The following is a 19,458-nucleotide window of genomic DNA, read 5'->3' on the forward strand; positions in this document are numbered from 1 at the left end:
AGTTTGTTCATATTTCATTTAAATTCATTGGTATGTGAGGGCTATAATAGGACTTTATGCTTAAGCTTCCAATATATAAAGGTCATGAAGGTAAATAAAACTAGATTTTGTCCCAGTCCCACAGGTCTCTTGCACCTAGGAAATCTGCGTACTTCATTGTTCAGCTTGCTGCTGGCCAAAAAGTCAAATGGGAGTTTCTTATTGAGAATTGAAGACACTGATTTGGAAAGATCAAAGAAAGAATTTTCTGATGCAATATGTGCAGATCTAAAATGGGTAGGTTTTGAGTGGGACGAAGGTCCTGAAGTGGGCGGAAAAGAAAAGTCTTACTATCAATCTCAAAGACTAGATCTTTACGAAGAGTTTTATGAGAAGCTTTTGGAACAGGATCTGATTTACCCATGTTTTACAAGCGAGGATGAATTAAAGATCATACGCAGAAATCAGATTGCAACGGGGCAACCCCCTCGATATACAGGCATATGGTCTCAAGCCTCTAAGGAAGAAATACAGGAAGAATTAGATAAAGGAAATAAGCCTGTTTACAGGTTTAGAATTCCCAAAAAAGAAACAATTACCTTTTTGGATATTGTTAAAGGTGAACAATCCTTTTCAACTGATGATTTAGATGACTTCATTGTAAGAAAAAAAGACAGCTCTCCCACTTTTATGTTTGCTAATGCTATTGACGATTCTTTAATGGAAGTAGATCTCGTTTTGAGGGGAGACGATCATTTGAGCAATACACCGAGGCAGATAGCCTTATTGGATGCACTGAGTCTTTCAATTCCCAAGTATGCTCATGTGTCGTTATTTACTGGGACTGATGGGGCACCTTTATCTAAAAGAAATGGAAGTCTTTCCCTAAGTGACTTGAGAGAAATGGGATATCTACCTATTGCTGTTGCAAATTATTTATCCAGAGTTGGCCATAAGATGAATGATAATGATCTCAAGACATTAAAGGAGCTGGCCGATTCGTTCCAAACCAAAAATATTTCAAGCTCACCTAGTAAGTTCGATTTGGACCAGTTACTTTTTTGGCAAAAGAAAGCTGTTGATAATTTAACTATTGATGAGTGCGGTAGTTGGCTGAGTGGAAGTTTGGATAACTTACCGCCCACAGTCCATGAGAGAAGCTTTATAGAATTGATAAAAGAAAATATAAATTTTCCAAATGAAGCCAGAGAATATGTAAATAACTTATTTGTTAATGCTCTTAGTGGAGATGAAGAAAATTTGAGAATCATAAAATCTGCAGGTCAGGAATTTTTCATTCTGGCATTGGAAGTGGTAACTTCGGGAATTTCTGATTGGAAACAAACATGTAAGGATATAGAGACGAGAACTGGTAAAAAAGGCAAGGAATTGTTCATGCCATTAAGGGTAGCTATAACCGGGCAAACTAGAGGACCTGAACTGGACAAAGTCATTGAACTAATCGGTTTTGAAAGAGTCCTTGAGAGATTAAATGAGGCTTCGCAGATATGAAAATCTTTAACACTCTCTCTGGAAAGAAAGAAGTCTTTAAGCCTTTAGAGAATAATAAAATCCGAATGTATGTATGCGGTATGACTGTTTATGATGATACACATATAGGTCATGCAAGAACCTTTCTGTCTTTTGATCTTATTGTCAGATATTTAAGAAGTATCGATTACGAGGTCCAATATATAAGAAACATCACTGATGTAGACGATAAGATTATTGCGAGGGCAGAAGAGTTAAATATAACTCCTTCAGAATTAACAAAAGATTGTATAGACTCAATGGAAAAGGATTTTCACTCATTAGGAATGATTAGGCCCGATGCAGAACCGAGGGCTACCGAGAATATTGACTCTATTATTTCCCTGATTACACAACTTATAGATAAAGGTCATGCTTATGTAGGTGAATCTGATGTCTATTTTTCAACTGAATCTTTTAAAGAATATGGAAAGCTTAGTAAAAGAAACTTAAAAGACATGCTGTCTGGGGCCAGAATTGATATTGATTTAGATAAGAAAAATCCTGCTGACTTTGTTTTATGGAAAAAGGATACTGAGGGATTGAAATGGGACTCGCCTTGGGGACCGGGACGACCGGGTTGGCACATAGAATGCTCAGCAATGAGCATGGATGCTTTGGGAGAAACCTTTGATATCCATGGTGGAGGTTCAGATCTTAAGTTTCCTCATCATGAAAATGAAATAGCTCAATCGGAATGTGTAACTGGCAAAGAGTTCGCAAAAGTATGGATGCACACCGGCTCCTTAAGGATTGATGATCAGAAAATGTCCAAATCTCTCAAAAACTTCATAACAATAAAGGAAGCCATCAATGAGAATGCTTCGGAAGTGCTCCGTTTTTTCTTAATTTCTAGCCACTATCGTAGTCCATTAAATTACTCTGATGAGGGATTGAAGGAAGCAAAGAATTCTCTTGATCGTCTATACAACTCATTACAAGACCTTTCTTATGAAACCGATAAGCATCTTCCTTCGGAATATTCAGAGAAATTTCATGAAGCAATGAAGGATGACTTTAACTCTCCGTCAGCTATATCTGTCTTGTTTGAAATAGTAAAACAAATAAACATTCTAAAGAAAGAGGATAAGTTGACTCAAGCCAGCATCTTGGCTTCAGAACTCGTTGCCTTATCAAATATTTTAGGAATACTTTTAGATAATCCCGAAGATTACTTCACAACTGGCGTTAATCTAAGTAATCAAGATATTGAGGAGGCCATTGAGATAAGAAATAAAGCCAGAAAAGATAAGGACTTCGAACTTTCTGACAAAATTAGAGATGATCTTCTTAAAAAAGGGATAATCTTGGAAGACAAAGGAACAAAAACGATATGGAAAAAGTCTTAGTTTAGACCATTAAAGTTTTTTTGACATAAGAGCAGTAACTGCACTTTGCATTGGCTTCTGGTACTTCATCCCTCATTAAACTTTCTTTTAAACTACGAAGAGTTGGTTCTACCCAAGAGTCACTACCCTTATAGGGTATAAGCTTTGTTTTGAATTCAAGAATATTATTAAATTCATCTTTCTCAAAAATCCCATTACAGTAAACGAAATATCCAATATCCGATACATCAAAAGAATTTCCTCTCAATAACCATTGATAAAACTCAATTTGTCTCTTGTAACCAATCTGCCATTCAGCATCAATACTAACTTCTCCTTTTTTAGATGTTGCTTTGTAATCAACCACAATCAGTTGATTAGTATCTGTATTAATCCATAGATCATCTAATCCTCCGCGTAATACTAAATTTGTTTCTGGATGATATCTCTTAATGCCATGTCTTAATGATTCTCTCCATTCTTCGAGATCTGGATGCTTATAGGGTAAAGCATTAAGATTATTTTCTACCATTATTGGATGAGGCTCCTCTTTTTCTCTGTAGACATCAAACTCATTTTTTAAAAGTTCATCAACAGCATTATTTAAGTTGAAGGGAAAGGAGGGCGGTCTAGCTATTCCAATTTTATTTGTTAGATAGAAGCATCTTTCACATTCTATAAAATTATCTATTCTGGAGCGACTTAAAACAAAAGGTTCCTCAGAATTTGGATTAAATAGTTTAGCTGGCATATAAGAAATTATACTACCATAAGTAAAAGGCCCACTTTTCAAAGTGAGCCTGGAATTTGGCTCCCCGAGCTGGGCTCGAACCAGCGACCCAATGATTAACAGTCATTTGCTCTACCAACTGAGCTATCGGGGAATAATCTAATTATAACGCTTAGAAAGTTAGCGTTATAATATTTTTTATAAAAAGTATGTCAAAAAAATTCGACTTAGTTTCTAACTATAAACCTGCTGGAGATCAACCGAAGGCCATCAAGGAGATAGTTAAGGGTTTAAATGATGGATTACTGAATCAAACTTTATTGGGAGTTACTGGATCCGGTAAAACATTCACTATGGCAAATGTTATACAGGAAGTTCAAAGACCAGCTATAGTGATGGCCCATAACAAAACTCTAGCAGCACAGCTTTATGGTGAGTTTAAAGAATATTTTCCAAATAACGCAGTCGAGTATTTTGTTTCTTATTATGATTATTATCAGCCCGAAGCTTATGTTCCAACCACTGATATCTATATCGAAAAGGATGCATCCATCAATGAACATATAGAACAAATGAGGTTATCTGCGACAAAGGCAATAATGGAAAGGAGGGATGTAGTAATTGTAGCTTCTGTTTCGGCAATTTATGGCTTAGGAGATCCTCAATCCTACCTGCAGATGGTTCTTCATCTAGATAGAGGTGATGAAGTAGATCAAAGAACTCTCTTAAGAAGACTTGCCGAACTCCAATATCAAAGAAATGAAATGGAATTCAAAAGATCTATGTACAGAGTTCGTGGCGATGTTATTGATGTATTTCCCGCGGATTCTGAAAAAGAAGCTTTAAGAATAGAGCTTTTTGGAAATGAAATAGATGCATTAAAACTCTTTGACCCCCTTACAGGTGAAATATTAAGGGAAGTTCCAAGGATAACGATATATCCCAAATCTCATTATGTTACTTCAAGAGAAAAAGTCCTGCAGGCAATTGAGTTTATAAAAGAAGAACTGGTACAAAGATTAGATTACTTGAGAAAGGAAAATAAACTAGTTGAAGCCCAACGACTTGAGGAGAGGACAAAATATGATATCGAAATGCTCAAAGAACTTGGGTTTTGCTCGGGCATAGAAAATTATTCTAGGTTTTTGTCAGACAGACAACCTGGAGAGCCGCCTCCAACTCTTTATGAATATCTGCCCCAAGATGCATTAGTTTTTATTGATGAGTCTCATGTCTCTTTGCCTCAATTGGGAGGAATGTATCGTGGTGATAGATCTAGAAAACAAACTTTGGTCGATTATGGTTTTAGATTACCAGTAGCTTTAGATAATAGGCCTCTCAGATTTGATGAATGGGAGAAATTATCTGGTCAAAGAATATTTCTTTCTGCAACTCCAGCAAAATATGAACTCGAAAATTCCGGAAGTGTTACTGAATTAGTTGCTAGACCAACAGGCTTGACGGACCCTGAGGTTGAAATCAGACCTGCTACTCATCAGGTAGATGATCTCCAAGAGGAGATAAATCAAATAGTTTCGAAAGGGGACAGGGTGCTAGTAACTACTTTAACAAAAAGAATGGCTGAAGATCTTACAGAATATTTAGATGAGAATGGAACCAAAGTAAGATACCTTCATTCCGATATTGATACTGTGGAGCGAGTAGAAATAATAAGAGACTTACGTCTTGGCGCTTTTGATGTTTTAGTGGGAATTAATTTATTAAGGGAAGGTCTAGACATTCCAGAGGTCGCTTTAGTAGCAGTTTTAGATGCAGATAAAGAGGGCTTTCTTAGATCTGAAAGTTCTCTAATTCAAACAATCGGAAGAGCAGCCAGACATCTGGAAGGTAAAGCAATTCTCTATGCAGATAAGATTACTGGATCTATGGAAAGAGCTATCGAGGAAACTAATAGAAGACGTGATATACAAGAGGCCTTTAATAAAAAGAACTCTATAAAACCTATCGGAATTAAAAAAAGTATAGGGGATATTATGGAAGGAGCAAGATCTGTAAAAGGAAAATCTAAAACAAGAAGAAAACTGGACAAACTTGGAGCCATAGATTTTGATCCAATTGAGAATTTTGATAACCCTGAAAAGGTCAAGAAAGAAATAATTAAACTTGAAGATCAAATGTATAAATATGCTAAGAACTTAGAATTTGAAGAAGCTGCAAGTTACAGAGATAGAGTTGAGGAACTTAAAGAAAAACTACTTTTGAGCTAATAAAAGGAGTTCTTCATCTTTGTAGAGCATCGATAAAGTTTTGTAGTATAAATCTATACGTTTTACGTATTGCATGACTTGATCATATTTAACAAATTCATTTGACTCTTTTCCGTAGCGATCAATCAATATTACCTCTAAGGCCTTAGAGACTTCAGACCATAAGTTAGGATTAAGACCACCAGATTTAGAGAGATCTCGAGCCAATTCAATATTTTTAAAGCCCAGATTGTAGGCAGCTAAAGACATCCAAATGGTATCTAACTTGGAAATCTCACTTGGGAATTTGTCCATTATCTTTTGAAAGTACTTCGCTCCCCCTGAAATACTGTCTCCTGGATGAGTTCTCTTCTTTATACCCATTTCTTTAGCTGTCTTCTGTGTCAACATCATCATTCCACGAACGCCTGTATTAGATATAGCTTTAGGATTCCAGTGTGATTCTTGGTAACTTATTGCTGCGATCAGAGTCCAGTGAACATCTATATCCTTTGCTGCCTCTTGGAAATAAGATTCATATTTTGGCAATCTTGTATGTGCTCTTCGTAGAAAAGTATTAAATCCGGCTTTATCTTCTTTCCACAGATAATTTAAATCATCCTGAAGAAATGACTTATTTTCTTCTGCATAGGACGCCAGAATAGGAGCTTCTATAGTAAGAACAGTCAATAGACTGAGGAAAGCAACAAAAGAGTATCGAAATTTTAAATTATTCAACATGACTCCCCAAAATTTTCTGCTTAGATATATAGAAAATTTCTACAATCAAAACAATAATAAATTAAAGTATACCATATATAGTGTTTTTTTCTTAGTGAAACCACTATATAAGGTATTTACTTAGCAATGGCTTTAATTACAATGTTGATTTGATATCAATGAACTCTATTATCGAAGTTTCACCAAAAATCATTGCCATATTAGGCGCTGAAAATAACTCTGAATTCAAATTAAACCAACTTAGACAATCTATTCAGCTGGAAAATATACAAGATATTGGTTTTCAAGAAATTTATTTTTGCCTCCTCAACAAGGATATTTCTAGAGTTACAAAAAAAGAATCACAAGAATTATTTGGCTTATTGAATGCCAGTGATAATCAAATTTTCTCAGCATTAAGTTTCTTCTTAATAACACCCAGAATAGGAACAATATCTCCTTGGTCTTCAAAAGCTACAGAAATTTTAAAAAATTGCGGACTTTCTTTCGTTGAGAGAGTTGAAAAAGGGGATTACTTTTCAAGTTCAGAAAAAATAAACTCCCAAGACTTAAAACTGGCTGGTACTTTCTTAGCGGATAGGATGACACAAGAAATTATTTTAAATTTAAATGATGCCGCTAATCTTTTTTCTCATCTCCAGCCAAACCCGGTAAGAGATATCGATATATCTTCGCAACAATTACTCCCCCTCCAACAAGCCAATCTTGAATTAGGTTTGGCACTTAACGATGAAGAAATATTGTATCTATTCGATAGCTATTCAATGACTAATAAAGATCCAACCGATGCAGAGTTGATGATGTTTGCTCAAGCGAACTCAGAACACTGTAGGCATAAAATCTTTAATGCCAGCTGGACAATAGATGGAAATACCCAGCCAAATAGTCTCTTCGATATGATAAGAAATACCCATATTAATTCTTCCGAAGGAGTCATATCTGCTTATGAAGACAATGCTGCAATTCTTTCAGGAAATAAAGCAGAAAGGTTTTACCCACGAGATGGCAAGTATTCATCATATAAAGAAGATGTTGATTTGGTTATTAAGGTAGAAACGCATAACCATCCGACTGCTATATCTCCATTTTCAGGAGCCTCCACTGGCTCTGGAGGAGAAATTAGGGATGAGGGTGCAACAGGAATTGGAGCAAAACCTAAGGCAGGCTTAACCGGATTTTCCGTTTCTAACTTGCGTTTGCCAAGCCTAAAAGAGAGATGGGAAATAGATGAAGATAAACCAGATAGAATAGCGTCACCACTAGAAATAATGATTGATGCACCTATTGGAGCGGCCTCATTTAATAATGAGTTTGGAAGACCAAATATCCTTGGTTATTTTAGAACTTATGAAGCTAAAACTAATAATACTCATTTTGGATATCACAAACCGATAATGCTAGCGGGTGGATTAGGCAATATAAAAAAAGAGCATGCATTTAAGAAGAGAGTTCCAGTTGGTTCGAAATTAGTTGTCCTTGGAGGACCTGCAATGCTAATTGGATTAGGTGGAGGTTCTGCATCATCTCTATCTTCCGGAGAAGGCGATACAGATTTAGACTTTGCTTCAGTTCAAAGAGAAAATCCTGAGATGGAAAGAAGATGTCAGGAGGTGCTAGATAGGTGCTGGCAGGATGAAAATAACCCAATATTATTTATTCATGATGTTGGTGCAGGAGGTCTCTCTAACGCAATTCCTGAACTTGTAAAAGACAGTGGACATGGTGGCCTAATTAATCTGCGTGATATCCCTAACTCAGAGCCGGGAATGAGTCCGATGGAAATATGGTGCAATGAATCTCAAGAGAGATATGTATTAGCAATTGATGAAGATGATTTAGAAAGATTCTCTTTTATTTGCTTAAGGGAGAGATGCCCCTATTCTGTTGTCGGTGAGATTACAAATGGTAATAATCTTGAAGTCTATGATTCCCATTTTGATAATTATCCTATAAGTATTTCCTTAGAGACTCTTTTTGGAAAGCCTCCAAAAACTCATTTATCTTTTCAGAGTTCAAGTAAAAATAGTTCCACATTAAATTTACCAGAAGAAATTACAGAGGATTTACTTTGCGAAGTTCTAAGACATCCAACTGTCGCAAGCAAGGGTTTTTTAATCACCATTGGAGATAGATCCGTTACAGGTTTAATCTCTAGAGATCAGTTTGTCGGCCCTTGGCAGGTTCCAGTTGCAGATTATGGCTTATGTAAAACTAGTTTTTCAGGCAAATCTGGTGAGGCTATGGCGATAGGTGAGCGAACCCCACTATCATTAATAAGTTCTAAGTCGGCCGCAAAGATTTCAGTAGCTGAGGTTATCACAAATATAATTCCTTCCGGTATTGCTAAGCTTTCAGACATAAAACTTTCTGCTAATTGGATGGGTTCACCAGGAAAATTAGATGGAAATAAAGACCTATTTGAGGCGGTAGAAGCTATTGGAATGGATCTTTGTCCTAAATGGAATATAACTATTCCTGTTGGAAAGGATTCCTTATCAATGTCCACAGAATGGTCTGAAAGTAAAAATAATAAGTCAGTAATATCTCCATTATCATTAATAGTGTCTGGTTTCGCGGCTGTTAAGGACATCAGTATTGCGACAACCCCTCAATTAAAAGCAGATAAAGATACTTCCTTAATTTTTATAGACCTAGCAAAGGGAAAAAAAAGAATGGGAGGCAGCATTTTAGCTCAAGTAAATAAACAGATGGGAGGTGAATCGCCCGACGTAGAATGCTTAGAAGAAATGCCGAATTTTGTTGAAGCTATTCACAAGCTTTTAACTGATAAAAAGATATTGGCTTACCATGACCGATCCGATGGTGGACTAATAACCACTTTAATTGAGATGTCATTTGCAAGCAGATTGGGCTTAGAGATTAACTTAGATTCCGTTTTAGAAGATAATAATAAATTAGTTGATTTACTCTTTAATGAAGAATTAGGAGTAGTAATACAGGTTAATACAAAAGATTTAGATTATGTTTATGAGCTTCTTGATAAATCGAGTCTTAAAGATCATTCTCATAACCTCGGTTGTATTTCTACAGAAAAAGAAATTAATTTTAGTTATAGAGACAAGAAAATATTATCTTTTCCTCTTAAAGTTTTAATAGAGAACTGGCATAAAGTAGGTTTTGAAATTCAGTCTCTAAGAGATAACCCTATCACTGCAGAGGCGGAGTTTAGACATGACTCTGATATAAATAATTTAGGATTGAGACCGAAAATAAATTTTTCTATACCTAAAAAAATTCAAATAAATAGCACTAGACCTAGAGTTGCCATACTTAGAGAACAAGGAGTTAATGGTCAAAACGAGATGGCTGCAGCTTTTAATGAAGTTGGTTTTGACTGCATTGATGTACATATGACTGATTTAATATCAGCAAGGCATACTCTAGCTGAATTTGAAGGTTTAGTTGCTTGTGGAGGTTTTTCATATGGCGATGTCTTAGGTGCAGGGGGTGGTTGGGCAAATAGTATTCTTTTTAATAAAGACTTAAGGACACAATTTGGAGACTTTTTTCATAACGAAAATGTATTTTCACTAGGAGTATGTAACGGATGTCAGACATTGTCTTTATTAAAATCTTTAATACCTGGAGCGACTAATTGGCCAGATTTCAAGAGAAATAAATCAGAGAAATTTGAAGCAAGATTAGTTCAAGTTTCTGTAAAAGACTCTCCTTCAATCTTCTTTAAAAATATGGGAGATTCGATTATCCCAGTTCCAGTGGCTCATGGAGAAGGCCGGGTAGAGGCATCCGTGAGTGATATTTCTGAATTAAATAACAATCATCACACAACAATTACATATGCAGATGATAAGGCTAGCTTTACCGAAGAATATCCCGCAAATCCAAATGGGTCTTTAAATGGTATTGCTGGAGTAACTAATATCAGTGGAACAGTTACTATTATGATGCCTCATCCCGAGAGAGCATTTTTGAAAGATCAATATTCTTGGAGTCCTGATGAATGGACACATTATAGTCCTTGGATAAAATTCTTTAATAATGCAAGAGAGTTTATTAACTGAGATTATTTTTTTCTCTCAATTGTTTCAGTAGTTAGGGGATACTCGCCAACTTTACCATCAGAAAAGAAGTTTTTAAGAGTCATTGGAACAAAAGGAAAGGCTAGTTCATCCCATGGTATCTCGTCTTCTTTAAAGAACTGCACTTCCAAACTTTCCGAAGTTGGTGAAAAATCATCTGAAATAACTTTTGCTAAATGAAGCATATAAACTTGATTGATTTGAGGGACATTGTAGATGGCATACAGTTCGCCCATTTCTACTTCTGTATTCGTTTCTTCAAGAGTTTCTCTAAAAGCTCCTTGTGAAACAGTTTCTCCATTTTCTAAGAAGCCACCGGGCAAAGTCCACTTTCCATATCTAGGCTCAATACCTCTTTTGCATAAGAGAACTGCGGAGCCTCTATAAGGTATAGTCCCAACAATAATTTTAGGGTTTGTATAATGTATGGTGCCACAGTTTTCACAACAGTCTCTTTCCCTATTGTCACCCTCAGGTATCTTTTTCACCGTCAGAGAACCACACACGCTGCAGTATTTCATTTACTTATTTTATTTCGATTAAGGCGCCAGAAGTATAAACTATCTTCAATGAGATATTACATTTATTGATGTTAGATAAGATTGCGAACAAAATACAAACCTATTCTGGAAAACCGCCTGTAGCTGAGTTAAGAAAAGCGGCAGTGCTAATAGCTGTTACAGAATCTAATGAGCCAGAGCTCATATATACCTTACGCTCTAATAAAGTTGGCACACATGGAGGAGAGGTTTCATTCCCTGGGGGCATGTATGAAAAGGAAGATGTTGATTTAGAAAATACAGCGCTGAGAGAAACCGAGGAAGAAACCGGACTGGATAAAACAAAAGTTAATGTTATAGGACCCATCGACACAGTAGTTTCAAGATTTAACATCAGCGTAACGCCTTATGTGGGCTTAGTCCCTGAGGATATTGTATTAAATAATAATTCTGAGGAAATAGAAGCTTGTTTTAGAGTTCCTGTTAAGTTCCTTTTAGAAGACAAGAGGCATAGAAATGACGAAATTAATAGAGATGGAGATAAATTTTTTATGCCCGCCTATGAGTATGACTCTTATATAATATGGGGCCTTACAGCTATGATGACTGTCGATTTTTTGAATGTAGCTTTAGACGCAAACATAGATTTAAAAACAAAAGGTAATTAGTAGAGGAAAAATTATGCTTTATAGACTTGGAGAACATGAACCAGTTATTGATGGCAATTTTTATGTTGCCGAGTCTGCAACTGTTTTAGGTAAGGTTAGATTATGTAATGATTCAAGCGTTTGGTTTGGTGCTGTTTTGAGAGGTGATACAGAACTAATTACAATAGGTGAAGGATCAAATGTGCAAGAATGTTCTGTTTTGCATACAGATATGGGATTTCCTCTAAATATAGGAAAAGACGTAACTGTTGGCCATAAAGTCATGTTGCATGGATGCACCATAGGTGACGGCAGTCTAATTGGAATAAACTCGGTAATTTTAAATGGAGCAAAAATTGGAAGAGGTTGTTTAATAGGAGCAAATTCTTTAATTACCGAGGGCACCGAAATACCCGATGGTTCTCTGGTGATGGGATCTCCTGGAAAAGTAAAAGGTGAGCTTAACGAAGATCAGCAACAAGGTTTGATCTTATCTGCAAAGCATTATGTACAAAACTCAAAAAGATTTAAATCTGAACTTCAATCCTTAGGTAAATGATATGAAAACACAAGAAATTAATTACAACTTAGGCGATCAAAACTTCAAAGCTTACGTCGCGCATCCTGAACTAGATAAAGCACCTTTAATTTTAATAGCACACACTTGGGCTGGAAAAGACGATTTCGTAGAGCTTAAAGCACGTGAGCTTGCTGAGGAGGGATTTATTGCAATGGCTGTTGATATGTATGGGGATGGCAGGGTTGGTTCTTCTACTGAAGAAAATCAATCTTTGATGACTCCACTTGTGGAAGATAGAGAAAAGCTTAAGTCAGTAATAAATGCTGCTTTACAAGCAGGAAAAGAACTTGAGGGTGTTGATTCTTCCAAGATTGCAGCAATTGGATATTGTTTTGGTGGTCTAGTGGTGCTTGATTTAGCTAGGTCAGGAACTGAATTAAACGGTGTTGTAAGTTTTCATGGTCTATTGATGGGATCAGACATTTCAAGTGATGGTATAAATGCAAAGATTCTAGTTTTACATGGTGAAAGGGATCCAATGGTTCCATTAGCTATGGTGGACGAATTCCAAAAAGAGATGACTGAAGCTGGAGCGGACTGGCAACTACATAGTTATGGTAATGCATATCATGCTTTCACTAATCCAGATGCTGATGATTTAGATTTTGGTGTTCAATATAATAAGAATGCTGATAAAAGATCTTGGCAATCAATGATGAACTTTTTTTCAGAAATATTCTAATGGCAACTTCTCCTCTTACAACGAATGAAGTAAGAAAGATTTATTTAGACTTTTTTGAAGAGAAAGGTCACACACTCGTCGAGAGTGCTTCATTGGTTCCATTGAATGACCCCACCTTGTTATTCATCAATGCCGGAATGGCACCTTTTAAAGATCTTTTATTAGGAGTGGAAAAAAGAAATTATACAAGAGCGGTCAGTTCACAAAGGTGTATGCGGGCAGGTGGAAAGCACAATGATCTTGATAATGTAGGTTATACCGCCAGACACCATACCTTTTTTGAAATGCTCGGCAATTTTAGTTTTGGAGATTACTTCAAAGAAGATGCAATTTCTTTTGCATGGGAACTTTTAACAGAAAGATACAAGATAGATCCAAAAAAATTATGGATAACCGTCCATGATAGTGATGATGAGTCTGAAGAAATTTGGATCAAAAAGATAGGTATTGATCCTGAAAGAGTTTCAAGACTCGGTGATGAAGATAATTTTTGGACAATGGGAGATACAGGACCTTGTGGACCATGCAGTGAAATATTTTATGATCATGGCGATCATCTTGAAGGCGATCCTCCAAGACCAGGTAATGAACCAGGAGACCGATATATAGAAGTTTGGAACCTTGTTTTTACTCAATTTGATAAAGGTCAAGATGGATCTCTGAAGCCACTACCTAATCCATGCGTCGACACAGGCATGGGCTTGGAAAGGATGGCAGCTGTAATACAAAATGAACATAATAATTATGATACGGACATACTAAAGGCTATTGTTGTTAAGGCAGGGGAGTTAACAAAAGAAGAGGATTTTTCGAATCCTTCTCTGAGAGTTATTGCTGATCATCTCAGAGCTGCTTCATTTTTAATTGCGGATGGCGTGATTCCTTCAAATGATGGAAGAGGTTATGTATTACGAAGGATTATCCGACGTGCTCTAAGACATGCTTATAAGCTTGAAATGAAAGATCCCATTCTTTCTCAACTTGTTACTACTCTTGAAGATCAAATGGGAGAAACATATCCTCTATTAATAAAGAACTCAGAGATCATAAAAGCTAATCTCTTAAAGGAAGAGAAACAATTTGCGCTTACTCTAGAGCAAGGTATGCAGCTTCTTGAAACAGAATTAGAGAATTTAGAAGGTAATGAAATATCAGGAGAAATTGTCTTTAAACTATATGATACCTATGGCTTTCCAGCTGATATGACAGCGGATTTTGCCAGAGAAAGAAACTTAACTATAGACGAAGATACATACGAAGTCCTGATGCAAAAGCAAAAGGAACGTGCAAGATCTTCCTCTAATTTCAACTCTATAATTCCTGAGTCTCTGGATATAAGAGGTGAAACAGATTTCTTAGGTTACGAGTCTTATTCGTCAACTTCAAATGTGATTGAAATAATTTCGAACTCATCGTTCCAAGAAGAAATTAATGAAGGCGAGGAAGCTTTGATATTGCTTGATCAAACACCATTTTATGCTGAGTCGGGTGGTCAAGTTGGAGATACAGGACTCATAAAATCAAATAATTGTATTTTTGAAGTGTATGACACTCAAAAAAAAGGGGACCATTTTCTTCATTTAGGACATGTTAAATCAGGGTCCATAAAAAAGAGTGATTCAGTAGTTGCGGAGATAAATTCTGAACAAAGAAATAGGATAAAGGGCAATCATAGTGCTACCCATTTACTTCATGCCGCTCTGAGAGAAGTGTTGGGCGATCATGTGGAACAAAAAGGCTCATTAGTTGAAGAATCAAGATTGAGATTTGATTTTGCTCATAATAGTTCTATCGATACTGAAGATATTCTTGCTATTGAAGATTTAATTAATTCAGAGATTAAGAAGAATTCTGAATCAATCACTGAGATTTTACCTATTAGTGAAGCCATTGAAAAAGGCGCTATAGCGTTTTTTGGTGATAAATATGGCGAAGAGGTCCGTGTCCTCAATATTGGAAATGGTTTTTCTATTGAGCTTTGCGGTGGAACTCATGTTGAGAGGACAGGCGAAATAGGCATGCTAAAGATCACTTCTGAATCAGGAGTATCTGCTGGTGTAAGAAGAATAGAGGCAGTTACTGGCGTTGGCGCTAATTTATTATTGGATGAGCTTTCGCAAAATTATTCTGCTATTACTAATGAACTTTTTATTGAAGATATTGATTCTAGAGATGGAGTTGATGCATTGGATTACTTACGTTTTCTAGAAGAAGAAAATTTATCCTTTGCAAAAGCCCTCAATTGCTCAAATGATCAAGTTTTAAAAAAGATTATTCAGATAAAAGAAGAAAACAACGACTTGTTGAAAGAGTTAAATAGAGGGCCTTTGGAATTTAAAATCTTTGATACCTGCATTGAGGCAATTGAAGATCTAATGAATACAAATAAGTCTCTGAAAAAAGAAGCAAAACAACTTCAATCTGAAGATATAGGGTCATCCATTCAGGCTTTAATTGATTCATCTTTGCTTGTAGAGGGATATCAGCTCATTTCTAGTACTTTTGAAGATACTGACTCAAAAGAATTAAGGGAAATTGCCGACAGGCTCAGAAATAAAAATGAGAACTCTATAATTGTATTGATATCGATATCTGAAGATAAAGCACCCGCGATAGTTGCATGCTCTAAAGATGTAGACATAGATGCAAGAGAAATAATGAAACATTTAATCAATCAATTAGGTGGAAGTGGAGGAGGAAGGTCAGACTTTGCTCAAGGTGGAGTAGAAAATACTAATGATTTAGATTTAGCTTTGACTTCAGTTGCAGACTTAATTGTTTCATTAAATAATCAATAATATAGAATACCCGCCTTTTTTATGGGCAAATTAATCGTCAAAAAATTCGGAGGTACCTCAGTTGCTGATGCAGAACGCATTGAAGCTGTGGCAGATAATATTGAATCTGAAATTCTTATGGGAAATAAGGTAACCGTGGTTCTTTCCGCAATGGGAGATAGTACCGATGAGCTTATTAAATTAGCAAAAGAGATTAATCCCGAACCCGATCTCCGCGAATATGATGCTCTTGTATCTACGGGTGAGCAAATATCGGTAGCTTTATTAGCAATGGCCCTTCTTAAAAGAGGCATAAAAGGTAAGTCTTACACCGCATATCAATTAGGTATAAAAACCAATTCAAGCCATAGTAGGGCAAGAATATTAGATGTTGAAGTAAGTAAGATTACCTCTGAATTAAATGAAGGTTTTGTGCCAGTTATTACTGGTTTTCAAGGAATGAATGAGTCTGGTGACATTACTACTCTTGGAAGGGGAGGGTCTGATACTACTGGAGTCGCTCTTGCTGCAGCTTTGGATGCTGATGAATGCCAAATTTATACAGATGTAGATGGCATTTTCACCACAGACCCAAGAGTTTATGACAAAGCTAGGCTTCTCAAGGAGGTCAGTTTTGAAGAAATGTTAGAATTATCAAGTTCTGGTGCAAAAGTTTTACAATTAAGAGCTGTGGAATATGCCAGTAAATTTAATTTACCAATTAGGGTGTTGTCTAGTTTTAACGATGGCGAAGGAACATTAGTTCAAGAGGAGAAAAATATTATGGAACGACCAATTGTTTCAGGAATAAGCAGTATAGACTCTGAGGCCAAGCTAACAATCAGAGGCGTGCCGGATATTCCAGGTGTTGCAGCAAAGATTTTAAGCCCAATAAGTGATGCTGGTATCGAGGTGGATGTGATTGTCCAGAATATTGGGGCTGATAACACCACTGATTTTACATTTACCGTCAATAAAGATGATACAAAACAGGCTGAGGAGATTCTCAAAAAAACATCTACTACCCTAGGTGGAGGTTTAATAGATGTAGATGATGACATAGCAAAGATTAGTGTGGTCGGAAGAGGTATGAGGGCTCATGCAGGTGTTGCAAGCAAGATGTTCCAGGCACTTGCAAAAAGTGAGATAAATATTTCAATGATTACAACTTCGGAAATAAAGATCTCAGTAGTAATTAAAAAATCAGAAATGACTAAAGCAGTAGCAGCATTGCATGATGCTTTTGATTTGGACAAAGAACTGGATGAATAGCTTTTATATAAGTATTTCATTCCAGCTGTGATACAAAATTCCCATAATTTAAAAAAACTTCATTAAGTTGTTGCATATGAGAATCATTCTCATCTATAATGCTTCGCAATTAATAAGAACCATTCTCATTCTCATTCTCATTCTCATTTGGATCTTATTAGGCATTTAACACAACGGGAGTTAAAAAGATGATTCAAATAATTAAAGCTTTTAATAAGGCATTAATACTAGCGGCTTTGGTTCTTACGGTTAATTTGCATGCTGACGAGCCGGTGGAAGAAATAGTAGTCAAAGGTAAAGTACTTTATTCAGATCAAGTTAAAGCACTTAAAACACCAACAGCTATTATAGATGTTCCCCAGAGTCTATCCATCGTTACTGATGAAGATATAAGAAAACAAGGCATTAGGGAAATTGGAGATATTATACGCTACACGCCTGGAGTAAATACTTCTCAGGGTGAGGGACACAGAGATGCAGTCGTATTCAGGGGTGTAAGATCAACTGCTGACTTTTACCAAGACGGTGTCAGAGATGATGTTCAATACTATCGATCTTTATATAACATAGAGCAAGTTGAGATTCTAAGGGGACCTAATGCTCTATTATTTGGTAGGGGTGGAACAGGTGGAATTCTTAATAGGGTCACAAAGAAAGCAAAAATTGGAGAGCAGTTCGGTTCATTTGATATAGGAGCTGATGATTTCGGTGCATTTGATTTTGCAGCTGATTACAACACTGCCACCGGAGACAACACTGCTATTCGTTTAAATATCCACAGTGACACTTTAGAAAACCATAGAGATTTCTTTGATGGAGATCGTGTTGGATTTAATCCAACAGTAAGGATTCAAATGAGTGACAGAACTACTTTGGATCTCTCATACGAGTATGCTGATCATGAACGTTTTATCGATAGAGGTATACCCACAGCTAATGGGCAGCCCGTTGAAGCTCTTAAGGATGTGGTATTTGGAACTTCTGATCTTAACTTGACTACGTTAGAGGCAGATATATTTAGAGGGACTTTAACTTCAGACTTAACAGACACTTCAAAAGCAATATTTACGTTAACTTCTAGTGAATTTGAAAAAATGTATAAAAATTTATACGCATCAGGATATGATTTAACGACAAATGTCGTTACTCTTGATGGATACTATGACCCAACCGAGCGTGAAAATCTCATTTTTTCTGCCAATCTTGTAAACGAACTTCAAATAGGTGGCGCAACCCATACTCTTTTAATAGGAGCTGAAGTAATCGATACAGATAACAAAAACGTGAGATTCGACACATATTGGTCAACTACAGGAAAAGATAAAGAATCTTTTAACGTAAGTAGACCTTTGAATATAGCTACTAATTCAGCGGGCGTTGCCACTATGGTGGATTACACTACAAAACTTAAGAGCAGTACAACTTCAGATATTGAAGTAACTTCTTTTTATATACAGGATCAAATAGATCTTTCAGATAACTTAGTAATTCTCCTTGGAGGCCGGCTAGATCAATTTGACATTACCGTTGATGATGTCAAGGCTGGTTCGTCACAGTCAAGAGATGATGATGAGTTTTCCCCAAGGGCTGGAATAATATTTAAACCTCAAGAAAATATCTCACTCTATCTAAGTTATAGTGAAAGCTTTTTGCCAAGATCTGGTGAACAATATAAGAAACTTACAGCAAGTTCAGCAGCTCTTGATCCGGATGTATACGAAAGCTCAGAAATTGGAATTAATTGGGATATTACCCCTGATTTGAGTCTTAGAGCTAGTTACTTTGATAGTGAACAAACAATCGCTACAAGAGATGAATCAGGCGAAGGTGCTGAGATAGTTGGACTTCAAGTAGATGGAATTGAGCTTGAAGTCAAGGGACAAGTAAGCGACCAACTATACATTTCATTTGGTTACAGTGACATGGATGGAGAAACATCTTCTGGAGGAGAGCCTAGAGAAATCCCTGAGAATACCATGTCTCTTTGGACCACTTATCAAGTCAACGACAAGTTTGGTTATGGTTTAGGTGTCACTAGACAGGGTGAATCAAATATAAGCAATAACAAACCTGGTTTAATCCTACCTGATTATACAAGGGTTGATTTTGCTGCGTTCTATGATGTTTCCGAAGATCTGACTATCAGATTGAATGTTGAAAACATTACAGATGAAGTTTACTTCCCGCACTCACACAGTACTCACCAAGCATCGGTGGGTGAAGAAGTGAATGCTAGGTTGTCAATAACGAGAAGGTTCTAATCAACCAAGGTTGATATAGTGCAGCATGTAATAACTAATATAGTTAACTTATGAAGATTAGTTATTACAACCGCGCCCTAGAACGAGTCCCAAGCGCAGTGGACTCGTTCTAACCCTAGTCGGAATCTGTTACAGACTGAAAATATTAACAGATTAATCATAC

The 19,458-nt window shown here is 36.4% G+C and carries 13 protein-coding genes and 1 tRNA gene; 10 read left to right on the forward strand and 4 right to left on the reverse strand.

Going from position 1 to position 19,458, the window contains the following annotated elements; translation table 11 throughout:
* Window positions 1-84: 84 nt before the first annotated feature.
* Both gltX and cysS read left to right on the forward strand, forming a co-directional pair.
* Window positions 85-1,491, forward strand: coding sequence for a glutamate--tRNA ligase (gltX, locus tag M9C83_02050; protein URQ67004.1), 1,407 nt, complete (start codon window positions 85-87; stop codon window positions 1,489-1,491).
* The gene (cysS, locus tag M9C83_02055; GenBank protein ID URQ67005.1) at window positions 1,488-2,858 is read left to right on the forward strand and encodes a cysteine--tRNA ligase; all 1,371 of its coding nucleotides are present in this window, start codon (window positions 1,488-1,490) and stop codon (window positions 2,856-2,858) included. The genes gltX and cysS overlap by 4 nt, the downstream gene beginning before the upstream one ends.
* Window position 2,859: 1 nt before the next feature.
* Here cysS and M9C83_02060 read toward each other — a convergent pair whose 3' ends face one another.
* Both M9C83_02060 and M9C83_02065 read right to left on the reverse strand, forming a co-directional pair.
* Window positions 2,860-3,588: a PD-(D/E)XK nuclease family protein gene (locus tag M9C83_02060; protein ID URQ67006.1), complete on the reverse strand. Its 729-nt coding sequence runs from the start codon at window positions 3,586-3,588 to the stop codon at window positions 2,860-2,862.
* A 57-nt stretch (window positions 3,589-3,645) separates the two neighbouring features.
* Window positions 3,646-3,721: transfer RNA gene (locus M9C83_02065), tRNA-Asn, on the reverse strand.
* Window positions 3,722-3,776: 55 nt separating this feature from the next.
* Between M9C83_02065 and uvrB the strand changes: the two genes are divergently transcribed.
* Entirely contained in the window at window positions 3,777-5,795 is a 2,019-nt protein-coding gene (uvrB, locus tag M9C83_02070; protein ID URQ67007.1) for an excinuclease ABC subunit UvrB, read from the forward strand.
* Here the strand turns inward: uvrB and M9C83_02075 are convergent.
* On the reverse strand, window positions 5,781-6,515 hold the full coding sequence (locus tag M9C83_02075) for a transglycosylase SLT domain-containing protein (GenBank protein URQ67008.1): 735 nt from the start codon (window positions 6,513-6,515) through the stop codon (window positions 5,781-5,783). The genes uvrB and M9C83_02075 overlap by 15 nt on opposite strands.
* 158 nt (window positions 6,516-6,673) lie before the next feature.
* On the opposite strand from M9C83_02075, the gene purL reads away from it, so the two are divergent.
* Window positions 6,674-10,558, forward strand: coding sequence for a phosphoribosylformylglycinamidine synthase (gene purL, locus M9C83_02080; GenBank protein URQ67009.1), 3,885 nt, complete (start codon window positions 6,674-6,676; stop codon window positions 10,556-10,558).
* Window positions 10,559-10,560: 2 nt separating this feature from the next.
* Here the strand turns inward: purL and M9C83_02085 are convergent, their stop codons facing one another.
* Complete coding sequence (locus tag M9C83_02085) at window positions 10,561-11,097, reverse strand: NUDIX hydrolase (GenBank protein URQ67010.1); 537 nt, start codon at window positions 11,095-11,097, stop codon at window positions 10,561-10,563.
* A gap of 68 nt (window positions 11,098-11,165) precedes the next feature.
* Between M9C83_02085 and M9C83_02090 the strand changes: the two genes are divergently transcribed.
* The 6 genes from M9C83_02090 to M9C83_02115 all read left to right on the forward strand — a co-directional run bounded on the left by M9C83_02090 (window position 11,166) and on the right by M9C83_02115 (window position 19,295).
* The gene (locus M9C83_02090; protein URQ67011.1) at window positions 11,166-11,744 is read left to right on the forward strand and encodes a CoA pyrophosphatase; all 579 of its coding nucleotides are present in this window, start codon (window positions 11,166-11,168) and stop codon (window positions 11,742-11,744) included.
* A gap of 13 nt (window positions 11,745-11,757) precedes the next feature.
* The gene (locus M9C83_02095; GenBank protein ID URQ67012.1) at window positions 11,758-12,282 is read left to right on the forward strand and encodes a gamma carbonic anhydrase family protein; all 525 of its coding nucleotides are present in this window, start codon (window positions 11,758-11,760) and stop codon (window positions 12,280-12,282) included.
* Between the two features lies 1 nt (window position 12,283).
* A complete protein-coding gene (locus M9C83_02100) occupies window positions 12,284-12,985 on the forward strand; it encodes a dienelactone hydrolase family protein (protein URQ67013.1) in 702 nt (233 codons plus the stop codon).
* Entirely contained in the window at window positions 12,985-15,783 is a 2,799-nt protein-coding gene (gene alaS / locus M9C83_02105) for an alanine--tRNA ligase (GenBank protein URQ67014.1), read from the forward strand. Before M9C83_02100 ends, alaS begins: the two co-directional genes overlap by 1 nt.
* Window positions 15,784-15,804: 21 nt before the next feature.
* Window positions 15,805-17,034 carry an aspartate kinase gene (locus M9C83_02110; GenBank protein URQ67015.1) on the forward strand — a complete coding sequence of 410 codons (1,230 nt, stop codon included), beginning with the start codon at window positions 15,805-15,807 and terminating at the stop codon, window positions 17,032-17,034.
* Between the two features lie 188 nt (window positions 17,035-17,222).
* Window positions 17,223-19,295, forward strand: a complete 2,073-nt coding sequence (locus M9C83_02115) for a TonB-dependent siderophore receptor (GenBank protein ID URQ67016.1) — start codon at window positions 17,223-17,225, stop codon at window positions 19,293-19,295.
* The last annotated feature ends 163 nt before the right edge of the window (window positions 19,296-19,458 follow it).

It is taken from the genome of SAR86 cluster bacterium (assembly GCA_023703575.1).
Taxonomy (GTDB): Bacteria; Pseudomonadota; Gammaproteobacteria; order Magnimaribacterales; family Magnimaribacteraceae; genus Magnimaribacter.

Bases quoted from the DNA above. Each gene is read 5' to 3' on its own strand.
- uvrB (URQ67007.1), top strand. From the start codon at position 3,777: ATGTCAAAAAAATTCGACTTAGTTTCTAACTATAAACCTGCTGGAGAT.
- alaS (URQ67014.1), top strand. From the start codon at position 12,985: ATGGCAACTTCTCCTCTTACAACGAATGAAGTAAGAAAGATTTATTTA.
- M9C83_02090 (URQ67011.1), top strand. From the start codon at position 11,166: ATGTTAGATAAGATTGCGAACAAAATACAAACCTATTCTGGAAAACCG.
- M9C83_02115 (URQ67016.1), top strand. From the start codon at position 17,223: ATGATTCAAATAATTAAAGCTTTTAATAAGGCATTAATACTAGCGGCT.
- M9C83_02085 (URQ67010.1), bottom strand. From the start codon at position 11,097: ATGAAATACTGCAGCGTGTGTGGTTCTCTGACGGTGAAAAAGATACCT.
- cysS (URQ67005.1), top strand. From the start codon at position 1,488: ATGAAAATCTTTAACACTCTCTCTGGAAAGAAAGAAGTCTTTAAGCCT.
- M9C83_02110 (URQ67015.1), top strand. From the start codon at position 15,805: ATGGGCAAATTAATCGTCAAAAAATTCGGAGGTACCTCAGTTGCTGAT.
- M9C83_02075 (URQ67008.1), bottom strand. From the start codon at position 6,515: ATGTTGAATAATTTAAAATTTCGATACTCTTTTGTTGCTTTCCTCAGT.
- gltX (URQ67004.1), top strand. From the start codon at position 85: ATGAAGGTAAATAAAACTAGATTTTGTCCCAGTCCCACAGGTCTCTTG.
- M9C83_02095 (URQ67012.1), top strand. From the start codon at position 11,758: ATGCTTTATAGACTTGGAGAACATGAACCAGTTATTGATGGCAATTTT.
- M9C83_02100 (URQ67013.1), top strand. From the start codon at position 12,284: ATGAAAACACAAGAAATTAATTACAACTTAGGCGATCAAAACTTCAAA.
- purL (URQ67009.1), top strand. From the start codon at position 6,674: ATGAACTCTATTATCGAAGTTTCACCAAAAATCATTGCCATATTAGGC.
- M9C83_02060 (URQ67006.1), bottom strand. From the start codon at position 3,588: ATGCCAGCTAAACTATTTAATCCAAATTCTGAGGAACCTTTTGTTTTA.